This is a genomic window from Paenibacillus anaericanus, from assembly GCF_003994475.1.
In the GTDB taxonomy this organism is placed as follows: domain Bacteria; phylum Bacillota; class Bacilli; order Paenibacillales; family Paenibacillaceae; genus Fontibacillus; species Fontibacillus anaericanus.
The window spans coordinates 15,363-29,405 of sequence record NZ_RZNY01000019.1; the positions used below are offsets into that span (position 1 = coordinate 15,363).

Below are 14,043 nucleotides of genomic sequence, written 5' to 3' on the forward strand. Positions count from 1 at the left end.
GCAAGTAGCAGGGAGCAGGATAATAGGAGGGGGAGCAATGGAACTCTTTTCATACAGGACCTCCTTTTCATGTCTGGAGACCGCTAGCGTACGGATCGGAATTGCTTGTGATCTTTACGCTAATGGCGTTTTCCTAGTATGACCCTCTATACTGCGAAATATTTCCACTACAGTTTAGTGTTTTTACAAAGTCCAGAAACTATAAACGATCAAGCAAAAGGCAACTACGACCATAAAAAGCGACGCAATGGCTAGACCTCGTTTTAATTGCGGAGGAATATTAGCCTTGGACATGACCACAACAGCACCAAGCGCAAATGCCGCTATAATAAAAATTAGAATATTTGAACTACTATCCATGAGATCACCCCAACTCTTTTAGATTATAATCCTGTTCGTGCAGAGCGGATTAAACCTCCTTGAAGGCGTTCATGATTTCGGTCCATTCTTCTTCTCGGCCTACAAAATCTTCCTTAGGGAAGTGGTTTTTCGCCCAATGCATCAAGGCAGGACGGCTAAGGAAAGTCTGTGTTTCTTCGCCCCATTGGTCTGAAATTTCCCGAACAACGATATATTTTCCTTGCACCTCTACTGTCAACATGTTCCATTTGTCTCTCTTGTATATTTCATGCTTTTTTATCATTTTGTATTACTCCAGTCTCTACATCTATATAGAAATGAACGAAAGAAGATGACACCCTTCAAACTCATATTAAGGCTATATGGGATGCGCCAGAATTAGCTTCAGTTCAATCTATCTAATAGAAGGTATTTTTATGTTAAAATGATAACGCACGCCCCAATGGAAAGCAAATAAAAAGCGGAATGTTTATGTTCCAAATAAATTTACGAAATCATGACACATTGCATTGTCTCTTTCCATAGAGTATAATATAATTATTCGTCCATGATGGCGATTATTTTTAGGAGGTTGTTCATTTGAAAGGTACAGTTAAATGGTTTAACGCAGAAAAAGGTTATGGTTTTATCTCAGTTGAGGGTGGCGAAGATGTATTTGTACATTTCTCCGCAATTCAAGACGAAGGATTCAAAACATTAGATGAAGGCCAAGCCGTAGAGTTCGATATTACTGACGGTAACCGTGGTCAACAAGCTGCTAACGTAATCAAATTATAAGATCACTTCCGGTAACGGATCACTTATAAAGTTTGGTTTCAAGCATGATATGGAAGGCACAGCTCCCAAAGGGCTGTGCCTTTTTTTGGCATATGGGCAGGGTGGCCCTTATGTAACTATTTTCACTTTAGGAGCTCTTTCCTTTTGACCTATTTATAGTGAGAGTGATAAACTAATGTGGTAACTACTTTTTTCTGGGAAATTAACTAGGTTGATTTCTGCAGTAATACATTTGGTGGGGAGCGTTTAGTTATGAAGTTCAAACTATTTAAAGATCGCAAAGGGAAAGCGGATCAGGCTAAGAACAACCAATGGGTTAAAATGAGCCGCGATATTTATATGCAAGCACGTAAAGGTGGACCCAACCCGGAAGCCAATTTTGGATTGAAAACGGCGATTGCTAATGCTAGGGCGATTAAAATGCCGGCTGATAACATCGAACGAGCAATCAAAAAAGCATCCGGATCAACTGATAGCGTTGAATACGAAGAAATTTATTATGAAGGATACGGCCCTGGCGGAGTAGCCATTATGGTAAAATGCCTGACGGATAACCGTAACCGTACTGCAGCTGATATTAGATCGATATTTAATAAAAGAGGCGGCAACATGGGTGAATCCGGTTGTGTAGCTTATATGTTTGATCAGAAAGGTATGCTTGTCATTAATCGGGAAGAATTCGAGGACTTGGACGAGGATACGTTGATGATGCAAGCACTTGAGGCGGGAGCCGAGGACATGAATGTTCATGAGGACAGTTATGAAGTGCTAACTCATCCGCATGAACTTGAGATTGTTAAGAGTGCTTTAGAAGCATCTGGTTTGCAATTTAGTAGTGCTGAAGTACGTTGGATTCCACAGAACACAGTGGCTGCCGATGGTGAGAACGCGGAGAAGTTGCTTAAGATGATGGATGCATTCGAAGATAACGATGATGTCCAGGACGTATTCGCTAACTTCGAAATTAGTGAAGAAGAGATGGAGCGTATCGGATAAGTAGCCGATCGGCTAGATATACACCTTTGAAGAGGCTATCCTTACAAGTAGATCAAATCTAACTTGAAGGGCAGCCTTTTTTTTATAAAGAAAATGGGTTCTAGATATAATTGGTGACAATCTGTTGTCACCAAATGGCTGTTATGATGAAAGAGAACAGGGAGGAAGCAACATGAAGAGAATGGACCGAATGATGGCGATTTTGATGGCTTTGCAGCAAAGGTCAGAAACAGCCCAATCTCTCGCAGATAAATTTGAAGTTTCCAAGCGGACGGTATTGCGTGATATGCAGGCTTTATCAGAAATGGGAGTCCCTCTATACGCTTTAGCTGGTCCTGGAGGAGGATACCGCTTAATGGAGGGATTCCACCTTCCACCGCTTCATTTGGATCGTGATGAAGTCTTGACCGTGCTGGTGGCGCTCGATGGGATGGCTAAATACAGTGATGGTCCTTTTCACTCTGCAAGATGGACAGTAATCGATAAGATCCGTGCGGTTCTGCCTGAACAGACGCTTCAACTGGTTAGTCCGTTGCTTCAAACTGTTGAGATGGAGGTACCCAAACGTCACTTTAAAACGCCACATCTTAACGCATTGATGACCTATACAGCTAACTCCCAATGGTTAAAAGTGATGTATCGTTCGCAAAATTACCATCGCAGTCTTGATATCTTACCTCGGCGAGTATATGCCGCCCATGGTTTTTGGTACTGTGAAGCTTATTCTCAGTTACATGGGGAAGTACGATCGTTGCGTATTGATCGAATGGAGACCGTGGAAGAAATTGATTATCCGATTCATGAGTTGGAGAAGAAAATACTACAGGATAACTCGGTCCAGAGTCATTCAGATAAGGAAGGTTCGATTTACATATTTGCTAAACTCACTTACCGTGGAGCGTTGTTAGCAGAGCAGGATACTCATATGGGACATATGGTCAGCCAGGTTGGGGACGAGGAGTGGGAGGTAGCTTTTCAATGCCCCATGGAAGAATGGAACTGGGCGATTACTTTTTTCTTCAACATGGGGCTTGATGCACAGATTATAGAACCCCCTCAGTTAATAGAGGAAATAAGGGAACGAGCTCGCTGTTTAATGGACAGATATAGTCACGTACAAATGTAATGCTTTCGAAGTAGTTTCGAACGAAGTTAATCTTTGAAGTAACGCTTACAAAACTAAGCATATGCTTTCGAAGTAGTTTTGAACGAAGTTAATCTTTGAAGTAACGCTTACAAAACTTTTAGGAGGATTTAGATGAATCCATGGAAGTACAGTGAAATTATTGCTGAAAGAATGAAAAGGCAGGGGTTAACACAGCCCTTAGATAACCCTTTGGATGAAGAGTCATACACTGAATTGTTTCGCAGGCTTCAGCCTGTTGCTCCAGTTCATTTTTCGCGACCAGGTGATCCTCCAAAGTTAATTCATCGAACAGAGTACGACGACACAGGAATGTCCTCTTCTTTAAGGGAGCGACATATCCTCGTAAAGGGACGATTTCTAGGTGGGCGTGTGGCCTATGTGCTAGAAGATGACCTGAAGTTATACGCTACAGCTTTTCGCAAAATGCCTACTCGATTCAACCGGGTTCACGAGGATGTACTAAGTACGATTCGCGAAGCGGGGGGACTGACGAAAGAGCAATTGAAGCAAGAACTTGATTACTCTGCCGGAGATATTGGTAAAGCACTACAGGACCTGCAATGTGCATTCCTACTGCAAGAGGATCAAATTGATACCGATTGGGAAACGGGATGGCTTGATTTTGCTGAAGAATGGTTCGAAATTCCCACAGATGCAGAAAGCCAAGAAGAAGCACTCTTAGAAGTGATACAAAGGTTTGTTGTATCCATGGTATTTGTGACGGAGAGCCAAATCAAAAGTTGGTGCAGTTTACCATCCAAGACGATTAAAGAAATGGTGCGGCGGTTAGTAGAATCTGGACGATTAGTACGAACTCAGGTTGAAGGGCTAGATGAGGGTGTTATGTCAATTGAGGACGCCGAGTCTACATCTTCGTATACCAGTGAATATCCAAAGGGAATATATATGTTGGACAAGTCCGACATTTTGGTAAGAGCTCAAATGGATGAATTGAAAACACGCTACAAAGGATTAGAAGTTTTGCAGTACTTACTGGTAGATGGCAAGTTCCAAGGTGTGGTATTGGGACATTGGCGGATCGGTCCGTACGATGTTGATGACATTATTTTAGATTTGGATCAATCCGAGTTGGCTGCGAGACAAGCAGAAGTCTTAGCCGCAGTTCGAGAAATTTATAATCCAGAAGACTGTGCTATATTGCGTTATAACGGTGCAGAGATTTCCAAATGTCCAATAGAGGAAGGTAAAAGATCATGAATATGGAATACGGTAAAAATGAGAATGTCGTATTGGACCGTGCTAGGACTTTTATATACAGTAGTGCTCGTCTGATCGATCGTATGCGCTTCGCATACCATTTCGAGAACGGCTCGAAGGATGATGTACTTGCTGTACTGAGCGCGTATCAGAACAAGGATGGAGGCTTCGGGAATGCACTCGAGCCTGACATGCGTTGTCCACAGAGTCAACCGGTGACAACGGAAATGGCGTTAGGTATTATGAATGAAATGGAGAGCTTTGATGCAGAGATCATGGACGGTGTAATCGCATATTTGAAGTCCATATCAATACCTGACGGAGGTTTGCCAAGAGCTACGACTGAAGTGAACGACTATCCTCATGCTCCATGGTGGACTACGGAACATGATGGAGTTCCATCCATAAATCCCACTGGGATTATTATAGGTTTATTACTCCGTCAGAAGACGCGGAGAGATTTTATCCAAGATGATTGGTTCCAGAGTCATATCTCATTCTTATGGCGTTCCATGGCTAACAGCCTTCCAGGTGATTATCACGATTACTTACAGTGGAGCGAATTTTTACAGAACACACCAGAGCAAGAACGCGCTAAAACTTTTGCACAGATCCTAGATGATTGGTTACAAGGACCTGGCATTATCGAAAAGGATCCGAGCGCAGGAGGTTACTCTCAGAAGGTTTTAGATTATGCTCCTGCTCCAGGAAGTTACGCTTCGCGCTTTGTTACGGAAGAAGAGATTATAAGTCACTTGAATTATGTCGTGGAGAGTCAACAAGAGGACGGCGGTTGGGCTGTTTCATGGCCAACGGTTAGTCAGGCGGTTGAACAGGAATGGAGAGGGCGGATTACAGTAGATCGTCTATTAACCCTTCGATCTTACGGGCGGATTTAATTTAAAAGTTACAATGTAATAAAAACGTCCACCCATCCGATATTTGGATTTAGTGGACGTTTTTATATTTCTCGGGGGAACCTATAGTGCCCTTACTTCTTAAGACTTGCGCGTCGGCAAGTCATGACTCTACGGTACATTGATTTATCTTTTAATTGGTTGAAAATATAGGGATCTGGACTTGTATTCACCTCGATGATCTGAGGGCTAACCGTTTTATCCAATCCGACATCCACACCAATTTGCCGAAACTTGGGGTAAGTTTTTTGAAGGTGCTTAGCTATTTTTATTCCAAGTGTATCTAATTCTTTGTGAAGATGGTGCTGTTCACCTTTAGATAAATGTGTGCGGAGTAAACTTTCAATGCTCATAGGTTTACCCCCACTGTGGTAATTCGTAACAATTTTTCGTGCGTGTCCTAAACGCCCAATAATCCCCGTTGTTTCCCATTTACCCTTTGGATTTACCTGTACCATAACCCGGATATCAAACCTACGATGATTATGTTTTAATAGATGAATTCCTTTTTGAATCAAATACCGGCGCTTCTTAATCCGCTTTATGAGGCTCTTGTGGAACTCTGTGAACGATTTGAATTTCAGTATTTTCTCCTCGATCTGGTAGGTATATGATTGTTCGTTAATGATTTCTGCACGAATTACTCCATTTCCGTACGTCCCGCACTCCGGTTTGATGTATATCATACGATACTGATTAATCATAGATCTTAAATTATTGGCATTAAATTTTCGTGTATCAGGGATGAAGGGTTTTATCGATTTATTTGTAAGCAACACTTTGGTTTTGATCCATTTACTCTGCACTGCGATCAGTCTTTTAGCTGTCAACTTTGTTGTCCCTCCTATCATAGTCACCATAAATACGCAATAGCTTATTTCAAGGTAATGCATCTTATGCAGACCCATAGATTTGGTACAGAACAAATGCCTTCATTATCACAAAAAAATGGACTCCGTTCTCGCCCAGACCGTGTAGTAGACTATTGCATACCATAAAGAAACGCATACGAATAATGATCTAACTAGATGCGTAAATTTCTATGTGGAGCTGAAGAGATGAACAGTTCGTCCACCATTGATGTGCTCATTCCCACGATTGAGAAGGACTTAGCAACACTACCTCATGTAATAGATGGTCTCCGCCGTAATGTGAAACATAAGATTGGTCAAATTTATGTTGTATCACCTCAAAGTAGTAAAATTAGTGCACTTTGTAAGCGCAAAGGATGTATTTTCGTTGATGAGAAAAAAGTTCTCCCTATCTCCAAAAAAGATATTCATTATCGTTCTGCACGTTGGGAACGCTCAGGCTGGTTATATCAACAATTACTCAAATTTAGTGGTGACACCATATGTAAACACAAGTACTTCTTAGTAATAGATGCAGACACCGTACTTATTCGGCCACACAGCTTTTTATCCCATAGCAAGGGACTGTACTACTGCCGCAATTGGAGTCAACCTGAATACTTCCGCACGTACAGAAAATTATTGGGATCAAAAGCACCCTCACCTAAGTCTTTTGTTACCCACTATATGCTGTTTGATAAATCTAAACTGAGTCAACTGAAACGAACGATTGAAGCGAAACACAATCTCCCTTGGTATAGGGCAATCATCCGTAGTATCGATAAAACGAAACAATTCGGATTCTCTGAATATGAAACCTACGCCAATTATGTATACAGTACGACCCCCAAATCAATGATTCTTAAGAATGCTCTAAATAAAGGACTTAAAGTCAAAGCATCTACACTACCGCAAGCCCAAATGAAAAAGCTGGCCCTGAGCTATCGTTCGTTATCGTTCCATGAACGGAAGGGTTACAGTAGGTCGACAAGATAAATGACAAAACCTATACGCATTGTATTTCTATGTGGTGGTTCGGGTACAAGATTGTGGCCATTATCTAATGAAATCCGCTCTAAGTTATTTCTTGAGATTCTTCCTTCACCTCAAGGGGAGAGAGAATCTATGATCGGGCGTGTGTGTCGACAGCTTACGGCGTCAGGATTATGGGAATCAGCAAGTTTTGTTACAAGCCAAGAACAAGCACATCTTATTACCAGGTACACTGAAGGGCAACTGCCTCTAATTATTGAGCCATGTAAACGAGGCACATTTACAGCTACCGCTCTTGCCGCGGTTTATCTTCATACCTATAGGTTGGCGGAACTCGACGATATCATCACGATAACTCCAGCAGATATGTTTGCGGGTGAAGACTACTTTAATCAGTTTAAGTTACTTACTAGCATACTAAGAGATTCAGGAGCAGATTTGGCCTTGTTAGGGACGAAGCCTTCACATCCATCAGAGCAATATGGTTATATCTTGCCAGAACTTAGTGGGAATTTAGGATCATTAGAATATTCCAAGGTCTCAAGTTTTATAGAGAAACCGGATGTAGACACGGCACAAGCACTTATTGAGCAAAGCGCATTATGGAACTGCGGAGTATTTGCTTTTCCCCTTAAATTAATCCTCACCTATATGGAGCAAATAAATATGCCGACGGATTATGAATCCTTAATGGCTGTATACGAGAGTTTACCCGTACGCAGCTTCGATCAAGAAGTCGCGGAGCGCATATCCAATTCTGTTGTACTCCCATATGAAGGAGAATGGAGTGACCTTGGGAGCTGGGCAGCATTAACAGATCATTTAGATAGTAGTATCATAGGTCAAGGGAAAATTTGGGGATTATCTCCTGATACGCATATTGTTAATGAGCTTCCATTTCCCGTTCATGTTATTGATGTACCTGATATTATTGTGGCAGCCAGTCCAGATGGGATCCTCATATCGAAGAAAAGTAGTGCAAGTAAGATTAAAAAAATTCTAGTTGAAGGCGAAGGGCCGACATAACCATGAAGGAGTTCTGGCGTGGAGTGACCCCTGGATACCTGGGTAAAATGCCAAAAGTCCCGCCATATTCTGGCGGGACTTTTGTTAGGTTATCATTCTACGATTCGTAATATATCTGCCACTTCTCGGCGAGGAATGGCTTTAGGTGAAATTGCAGGGTACCCGAGAGCGATGACCATTGTAACCCCTCGATCTTCTGGGATGTGGAGGTATTCTCGCAGCTTATCTTCAGCTAGAAGTACAGGTCCAGTCAATGGACAAGTTGCAAGACCTTTAGCATGCGCAGCAAGCATTAAGTTCTGCGCGGCTAGACAGCTGCTCTTTAACCCTTCTTCTTCCCACACTTCTGGTTCCACAAAAGAAATGGGATCAAAAATTTTATCTCGGAATTTTGATGCATAGGGCGTGGATAAGCATACGATCATTACAGGAGCACCAGAAAAGGCGGTGGCATAGGGGCCGAACGACTTTATGAGCAGTTTTGCTTCTCGCTCGAGGCCCTTCTGTTCCGCACGCGCTGCCGTTTCATGAAGCTTTTCCCAGGTGAAGTCCTCGACATGCTTAATCTTATCTCGGTTAACGACAGCAATAAACTCCCATGTCTGTGAGTTAGTATCGCTAGGCGCATAGCGGGCGCAATCGATGATTTCCTCAATATCGGTAATGCTGACTGCTTCATCGGTAAATTCACGGATACTTCGACGTGTTTTAACTACTTCACGGAATAAAGAGAAATCCATAGGACCCCACCTTTCTCAATTGAGATATTTTTATGAATGAAGATCTATGTCCTGTCTTTGGATCGTAGGTTTACGGTATAGATAACGGCTAGCGAAGCCGAGACAGGCTAGAGCAGAGAAAGCCATCGCCACAAGATAGAAATTGGTTCGCCCGGAATATTCAAATAACATACCTCCAAACGTTCCACTCAGCAGTCCGGAGGCACTTGACCACATTATTGTAAATAAGGCTAGCCCTGTCGCCCGATAGTCATCCGGAATCAAACGGGTAAGCATACGGATCGCCGTCACATAGAACACGCCAAATGAGATGCCATGCATCATTTGCACCCCAATGATTCCATAGGGAGAGGTAGTCATTCCCATCAGAAGAAATCTGACCGTGAACATAAGACTTGCGAAAACTAGCAAGGGGAGTTCTTTAAATTTCTCACCATATATACTAAGGAACAGAAAGATAGGAACTTCAGTCATTGCCGAGGCGAGCATCGCCCAACCGATAAGATCCTGGGTTGCTCCAAGATCATGAAGAGAGATCGTTAGGAAGGCATCATTCATGCGTAGACCTAAGGCAAGACAGAAGACACAACCAAAAAACCATAACAATTCCTTCTGTTTCAGAATGGACCAAATGCCTGAGAAATCTACTTTTGCAACGGTACTCACACGGTCTTTTATAAAGAAACTAAAAATCAGTGCAGCCACAGTAATAACCATAGATACTGCAAGAGTCCATTCAGAACCGATAGAAGTCAGAACGTAACCGATGACAATAGCGAATGTAGCGTACCCTAGTGATCCAAAGATCCTGATCATGATGAAACTTTTATCATATTGCTTGGCTGTAGAAATTGCTATCGTATCAGTTAATGGAAAAACAGGATAAAAGAAAAAATAGAAAATGGTGATAGAGATCATAATGACTGAAAATGTAGAAGACATTGAAAGAACAACTGTCATTATAATTTGACCGATGAGGAGGAGAATGAGAATCTTCTTGATTGTACGATAACGGTCACTAGTCAGACTCCACAGGAGGTTAGCGAACAGAGAGATCATTGGACCTAAAGCGTATAACAATCCGATCTGACTGTTGGTGAATCCTAGTTGGGCATAATACAGTGGAAAATAAGAAGCTACAAGTACGCTTGTCCCAAAAACTGTGAACGTAAAAGCTCGCAGCCATGTAAGTTCAGGCCGAGCGAAGGAAGATTTCTTCATTTCTGTCAGTACTCCGTTCTGGGTAATTGATAGCATGAAATGACTCTAAAAGTATAACTCGCATCTAGTGAGCCAACGATAGTATATCATATTGGAAACGCTGTGATTTTGTTTATTTGTGCAAAAAGTTGGAACATATTATAATATAGAATGGTTTAAATTATGTATAACATCGTAGTGGAGGCAGGCCATTGATTGAACATGTGCAAAGCCGAAATCAGATTCCGCGTGAACCGCTCAGGCTAATGAGTCGTGTATACAAATTCATTTTGCCAGATGTACGGAACGCACTTGACGGCTGGAAGAAGGTTGCAGGAGATATTCCTGACCCTGAACTAAGGAAGCAAGCACTTGCCAGTATCGAGACGAAGAAATTTCACTGTCAGGGTGGCGCGGTTTATGCTGCAGCTAATTTGGAGCAGCGTCATGTTCTTATTCCTTTGATTGTAGCCTTTCAGACTATTAGCGATTATTTGGACAACCTATGTGACAGAAGTACGTCGATGGACCCAGGGGATTTTCGGCTATTGCATCAAAGCATGCTTGACGCTGTGAATCCAGAATTTGAGTTGAAAGATTATTACGCCCTACGAGATGAACGGGATGACGGAGGATATTTGGTCGCTCTTGTCAAAGCCTGTCGCTCAGGGATCTCCAAGTTACCTGGATACAGCGCAGCACAACCTTACATTACCGACCTTGTCGGTTTGTATACTGATCTTCAGGTTTACAAGCATATTGATCCAAAGCTTAGGGAAGCTGCGCTATTAGATTGGTGGGAGCAACATAAGGAGAAAACTCCGCAGCTTCACTGGAATGAATTCGCTGCCGCAACCGGTTCAACTCTTGGCGTATTTATGCTGTTTCTGGCAGCAAGTGATACTGAATTGAACGGGAAGAGTGCTAAAGTGATCCACGATGCGTATTTCCCTCATGTATGCGGGCTTCATATCATGCTTGATTACTTGATTGATCAGGAAGAAGATGAAATCGGTGGGGATTTGAATTTCTGCAGTTATTATGAGGATAAAGAGACCATGCTTACTCGGATTGCTATGATTGTAGATGGCGCACGTAAGGATGTAGCAAGTCTTCCTGCTTCGTCATTTCACGTAATGATTATTGAGGGATTAGTGGCGCTTTACTTATCGGATCCTAAAGTTAGCCAGCAGCAGGAAATCAGAGATGTGTCCAAACAGTTAATGAGAAGAAGCCCGTTGATGCGAGTATTCTTTTTCATAAACAGCCGGTGGATTCGCAAACAATTATTATAAGTTTTGCTTCACAAAACAAGGTTATGCTTACGAAGTAATTTTACTTCGTAAAATTTTGAGGAGGAATCATCATGTCAGAAGTTAAAAAAATCGCAGTACTCACAAGTGGTGGAGATTCACAAGGGATGAATGCTGCCGTACGTTCCGTAGTTCGTAGTGGATTGTACTATGGACTCGAAGTATTTGGTATTCAACGGGGCTATCAAGGTTTGCTTAATAACGATATCTTCTCAATGGATATTCGTAGTGTAGGCGATATCATTCAACGTGGAGGAACCATTCTTCAATCGGCTCGTTGTTTAGAATTCAAAACACCTGAAGGTCAGCAAAAAGGTGCTCAAATATTACGTGATCACGGTATTGACGGTTTAGTCGTTATCGGCGGTGACGGTTCGTATCATGGTGCTGAAAAGCTGAGTAAGTTAGGTATCAAAACGATGGGACTTCCTGGAACAATTGATAACGATATTTCTTTTACCGATTACACAATCGGTTTCGATACGGCTGTAAGTATTGTAGTAGATGCTGTTAATAAACTACGTGACACAATGTCCTCTCATGAACGTGCTTCTGTCGTAGAAGTTATGGGTCGTCATGCTGGAGATATTGCGCTTCATGCTGGACTTGCTTCGGGAGCTGAGACCATTCTTATTCCAGAAATGCCGTTTGATCTGAATGAAGTGGCAGACCGGATGAGACAGAATTTTGATAATGGTAAGAGACATAGCATTGTCATCGTGGCTGAAGGCGTTGGCAAAGGTGAAGAGGTTGTTGAGGCAATTAAATTGCGTCAGCCTACGCTTGAACCACGTGCTACCGTTCTTGGACATATTCAACGCGGTGGATCGCCAACTCCGTTCGACCGTAACTTGGCAAGCCGTCTAGGTGATTTTGCAGTGCGTAGCTTAATCGCAGGTGAGTCAAACAAAGCCTGTGGTATGATCGGCGGCGAAATGATTCTTACGGATATCGAAAAAGTAGTAACTACGAAGAAGAAATTTGATATGGATCTATATGAATTAGCTTCTCGTTTGTCCCAATAATTTAATAACTCAGGTTAATTTTAACTGAAAAAAAGGGGAATTCGTTAGACCCATCACTGGGCACCGAATTTCTCTTTTTTGTATATTAGGAGAGACTAGCAGCACGCCACGTCCTTTTCATGTTCCAAACTCCAATTTTGAGGGATTCAGGACTTAAAAAAACCGCCTCTCTTCCGTAGGGGAAAAGAAACGGTCCGTTGTCATTCGGTTGTTTCGTATTCAGTGAAGATATGCAGCATTTTGATGCTCACAAATGCTAAATTGGATGATCTCCATTGCATCATTCGATTCCAAGATGGTCAAACCATCACGGAGGACGATCTCGGAGTTGAGCTCCTTAAGATTGAAGAAAGGCAACATATCAGGGAACCATTTCATAACGATTTGCTCAAGTTTTACCGTTTCCATGTCCACATCGATCACCCTTTCCTCTTAGAATCATTCATACGGAATCATTCTCAAATCGGAAAAGCATATAGCTTGTAAAGGGTAAAACTGTAACCTAGAGGGTTGACTTAGGAGCCGCATAAACTCATTATACCACATCAAGCTGGAAATTATATGGGGGGTCTGTTCGTAAGGGACAGAAACCCAGATTACCGCTTGCGGAATGATCCCATAATGCCTACTGTCTCCACAATATTGACGAAGGCGTTCGGATCACTTTCTTTAATAATATTTTTCAACTCCACTAATTCATAACGCGTGGTCACAGTCATTAACATGTCCTTCTCCTTATGTGTGAAGGCGCCTTGGGTTTTGATGAGGGTAACTCCCCGAGGAAGTTGCAATAACCTTGCTAGTAGTTCATCCGTTTTGTCGGTAACGATAAATAAGGTGATCTTGATGTGACTAATATGGATTAAGTCGAGCACCTTGCCACAAATGTAAATAGATACCATGGAGGCTAGCGCCAGGTTCCAGTCGTCTTCTAAGTAGCCCATGGCTAAGATGACAACGGCATTCAAAGCTACCAGTACATTTCCGATCGGGAAATCACGAAAGCGTGAGATAATGGACCCAACAATATCGAAACCACCCGAAGAACCACCTGCACGAAACGAAAATCCACTACCTAAACCGACCAGTACGCCGCCGAAGACAGAGGAGAGTAACATATCGGTAACAAGGGGAGTAACTGGAATCATAGCGATCAGCCAAGTTACGGAAATAACAGATATGATGCTAAAACTGATGAAACGTTTACCAAGTAAAAATAACCCCGCGATTAGAATGGGGATGTTATAGGCAAAGTATAATACGCTAATGTTAAGAGGTGTGAAATATCCAGTTAACATGGCTAGACCTGACACGCCGCCACTAAGTAAATGATGCGGAATCAGGAATAAATTGAAACCGACAGCAATAAGAGCGGCTCCCAGTAGAACCATAATACAATCTTTAACTTGATTAATCATGATGACTCACCTCACGGAGAATATGAAAGTATCCCAACCTGCTTGCTGGTGTTCCTTCGTTG

16 protein-coding genes are annotated in these 14,043 nt (G+C 42.3%); 9 read left to right on the forward strand and 7 right to left on the reverse strand.

Annotated elements, in window-relative coordinates:
* Positions 1–183: 183 nt before the first annotated feature.
* Both EJP82_RS28010 and EJP82_RS19745 read right to left on the reverse strand, forming a co-directional pair.
* Complete coding sequence (locus tag EJP82_RS28010; protein ID WP_170220246.1) at positions 184–360, reverse strand: hypothetical protein; 177 nt, start codon at positions 358–360, stop codon at positions 184–186.
* A gap of 49 nt (positions 361–409) precedes the next feature.
* Positions 410–643 carry a hypothetical protein gene (locus tag EJP82_RS19745; protein WP_127193799.1) on the reverse strand — a complete coding sequence of 78 codons (234 nt, stop codon included), beginning with the start codon at positions 641–643 and terminating at the stop codon, positions 410–412.
* A 296-nt stretch (positions 644–939) separates the two neighbouring features.
* Here EJP82_RS19745 and EJP82_RS19750 point away from each other — a divergent pair, with 296 nt between their 5' ends.
* From EJP82_RS19750 to EJP82_RS19770, 5 genes are all read left to right on the forward strand, one after another.
* Positions 940–1,137 (forward strand): cold-shock protein, encoded by a 198-nt coding sequence (locus EJP82_RS19750; RefSeq protein WP_127193800.1) that lies wholly within the window; start codon positions 940–942, stop codon positions 1,135–1,137.
* Between the two features lie 252 nt (positions 1,138–1,389).
* Complete coding sequence (locus EJP82_RS19755; RefSeq protein ID WP_127193801.1) at positions 1,390–2,133, forward strand: YebC/PmpR family DNA-binding transcriptional regulator; 744 nt, start codon at positions 1,390–1,392, stop codon at positions 2,131–2,133.
* 172 nt (positions 2,134–2,305) lie between these two features.
* Positions 2,306–3,259 carry a helix-turn-helix transcriptional regulator gene (locus tag EJP82_RS19760; RefSeq protein ID WP_127193802.1) on the forward strand — a complete coding sequence of 318 codons (954 nt, stop codon included), beginning with the start codon at positions 2,306–2,308 and terminating at the stop codon, positions 3,257–3,259.
* A 132-nt stretch (positions 3,260–3,391) separates the two neighbouring features.
* Complete coding sequence (locus EJP82_RS19765; RefSeq protein WP_127193803.1) at positions 3,392–4,498, forward strand: DNA glycosylase AlkZ-like family protein; 1,107 nt, start codon at positions 3,392–3,394, stop codon at positions 4,496–4,498.
* Positions 4,495–5,397, forward strand: a complete 903-nt coding sequence (locus EJP82_RS19770; protein WP_127193804.1) for a hypothetical protein — start codon at positions 4,495–4,497, stop codon at positions 5,395–5,397. Before EJP82_RS19765 ends, EJP82_RS19770 begins: the two co-directional genes overlap by 4 nt.
* Before the next feature lie 92 nt (positions 5,398–5,489).
* Here the strand turns inward: EJP82_RS19770 and EJP82_RS19775 are convergent, their stop codons facing one another.
* Complete coding sequence (locus EJP82_RS19775) at positions 5,490–6,245, reverse strand: YheC/YheD family protein (RefSeq protein ID WP_246054301.1); 756 nt, start codon at positions 6,243–6,245, stop codon at positions 5,490–5,492.
* A gap of 228 nt (positions 6,246–6,473) precedes the next feature.
* Here EJP82_RS19775 and EJP82_RS19780 point away from each other — a divergent pair, with 228 nt between their 5' ends.
* Positions 6,474–7,262: a DUF6492 family protein gene (locus EJP82_RS19780; RefSeq protein WP_127193805.1), complete on the forward strand. Its 789-nt coding sequence runs from the start codon at positions 6,474–6,476 to the stop codon at positions 7,260–7,262.
* Positions 7,263–8,285 carry a sugar phosphate nucleotidyltransferase gene (locus EJP82_RS19785; protein ID WP_127193806.1) on the forward strand — a complete coding sequence of 341 codons (1,023 nt, stop codon included), beginning with the start codon at positions 7,263–7,265 and terminating at the stop codon, positions 8,283–8,285.
* Between the two features lie 92 nt (positions 8,286–8,377).
* Here the strand turns inward: EJP82_RS19785 and EJP82_RS19790 are convergent, their stop codons facing one another.
* A complete protein-coding gene (locus tag EJP82_RS19790) occupies positions 8,378–9,025 on the reverse strand; it encodes a nitroreductase family protein (protein ID WP_127193807.1) in 648 nt (215 codons plus the stop codon).
* Positions 9,026–9,055: 30 nt separating this feature from the next.
* The gene (locus EJP82_RS19795; RefSeq protein WP_246054304.1) at positions 9,056–10,282 is read right to left on the reverse strand and encodes an MFS transporter; all 1,227 of its coding nucleotides are present in this window, start codon (positions 10,280–10,282) and stop codon (positions 9,056–9,058) included.
* Between the two features lie 209 nt (positions 10,283–10,491).
* Between EJP82_RS19795 and EJP82_RS19800 the strand changes: the two genes are divergently transcribed.
* Together EJP82_RS19800 and pfkA are read left to right on the forward strand one after the other, a co-directional pair.
* Positions 10,492–11,520: a tetraprenyl-beta-curcumene synthase family protein gene (locus EJP82_RS19800; protein WP_170220250.1), complete on the forward strand. Its 1,029-nt coding sequence runs from the start codon at positions 10,492–10,494 to the stop codon at positions 11,518–11,520.
* A gap of 71 nt (positions 11,521–11,591) precedes the next feature.
* Positions 11,592–12,563, forward strand: coding sequence for a 6-phosphofructokinase (gene pfkA / locus EJP82_RS19805; RefSeq protein ID WP_127193809.1), 972 nt, complete (start codon positions 11,592–11,594; stop codon positions 12,561–12,563).
* Positions 12,564–12,782: 219 nt separating this feature from the next.
* On the opposite strand, the gene EJP82_RS19810 is transcribed toward pfkA, so the two are convergent.
* Positions 12,783–12,971, reverse strand: coding sequence for a hypothetical protein (locus tag EJP82_RS19810; RefSeq protein ID WP_246054306.1), 189 nt, complete (start codon positions 12,969–12,971; stop codon positions 12,783–12,785).
* A 188-nt stretch (positions 12,972–13,159) separates the two neighbouring features.
* Positions 13,160–13,981 carry a YitT family protein gene (locus tag EJP82_RS19815; RefSeq protein ID WP_127193810.1) on the reverse strand — a complete coding sequence of 274 codons (822 nt, stop codon included), beginning with the start codon at positions 13,979–13,981 and terminating at the stop codon, positions 13,160–13,162.
* Positions 13,982–14,043 lie beyond the last annotated feature (62 nt).

Excerpts from the sequence above, each read along its gene's own strand:
- EJP82_RS28010 (WP_170220246.1), bottom strand. The coding sequence starts at position 360 with ATGGATAGTAGTTCAAATATTCTAATTTTTATTATAGCGGCATTTGCG.
- EJP82_RS19745 (WP_127193799.1), bottom strand. The coding sequence starts at position 643 with ATGATAAAAAAGCATGAAATATACAAGAGAGACAAATGGAACATGTTG.
- EJP82_RS19755 (WP_127193801.1), top strand. The coding sequence starts at position 1,390 with ATGAAGTTCAAACTATTTAAAGATCGCAAAGGGAAAGCGGATCAGGCT.
- EJP82_RS19760 (WP_127193802.1), top strand. The coding sequence starts at position 2,306 with ATGAAGAGAATGGACCGAATGATGGCGATTTTGATGGCTTTGCAGCAA.
- EJP82_RS19765 (WP_127193803.1), top strand. The coding sequence starts at position 3,392 with ATGAATCCATGGAAGTACAGTGAAATTATTGCTGAAAGAATGAAAAGG.
- EJP82_RS19770 (WP_127193804.1), top strand. The coding sequence starts at position 4,495 with ATGAATATGGAATACGGTAAAAATGAGAATGTCGTATTGGACCGTGCT.
- EJP82_RS19780 (WP_127193805.1), top strand. The coding sequence starts at position 6,474 with ATGAACAGTTCGTCCACCATTGATGTGCTCATTCCCACGATTGAGAAG.
- EJP82_RS19785 (WP_127193806.1), top strand. The coding sequence starts at position 7,263 with ATGACAAAACCTATACGCATTGTATTTCTATGTGGTGGTTCGGGTACA.
- EJP82_RS19790 (WP_127193807.1), bottom strand. The coding sequence starts at position 9,025 with ATGGATTTCTCTTTATTCCGTGAAGTAGTTAAAACACGTCGAAGTATC.
- EJP82_RS19795 (WP_246054304.1), bottom strand. The coding sequence starts at position 10,282 with ATGCTATCAATTACCCAGAACGGAGTACTGACAGAAATGAAGAAATCT.
- EJP82_RS19800 (WP_170220250.1), top strand. The coding sequence starts at position 10,492 with ATGAGTCGTGTATACAAATTCATTTTGCCAGATGTACGGAACGCACTT.
- pfkA (WP_127193809.1), top strand. The coding sequence starts at position 11,592 with ATGTCAGAAGTTAAAAAAATCGCAGTACTCACAAGTGGTGGAGATTCA.
- EJP82_RS19810 (WP_246054306.1), bottom strand. The coding sequence starts at position 12,971 with ATGGAAACGGTAAAACTTGAGCAAATCGTTATGAAATGGTTCCCTGAT.
- EJP82_RS19815 (WP_127193810.1), bottom strand. The coding sequence starts at position 13,981 with ATGATTAATCAAGTTAAAGATTGTATTATGGTTCTACTGGGAGCCGCT.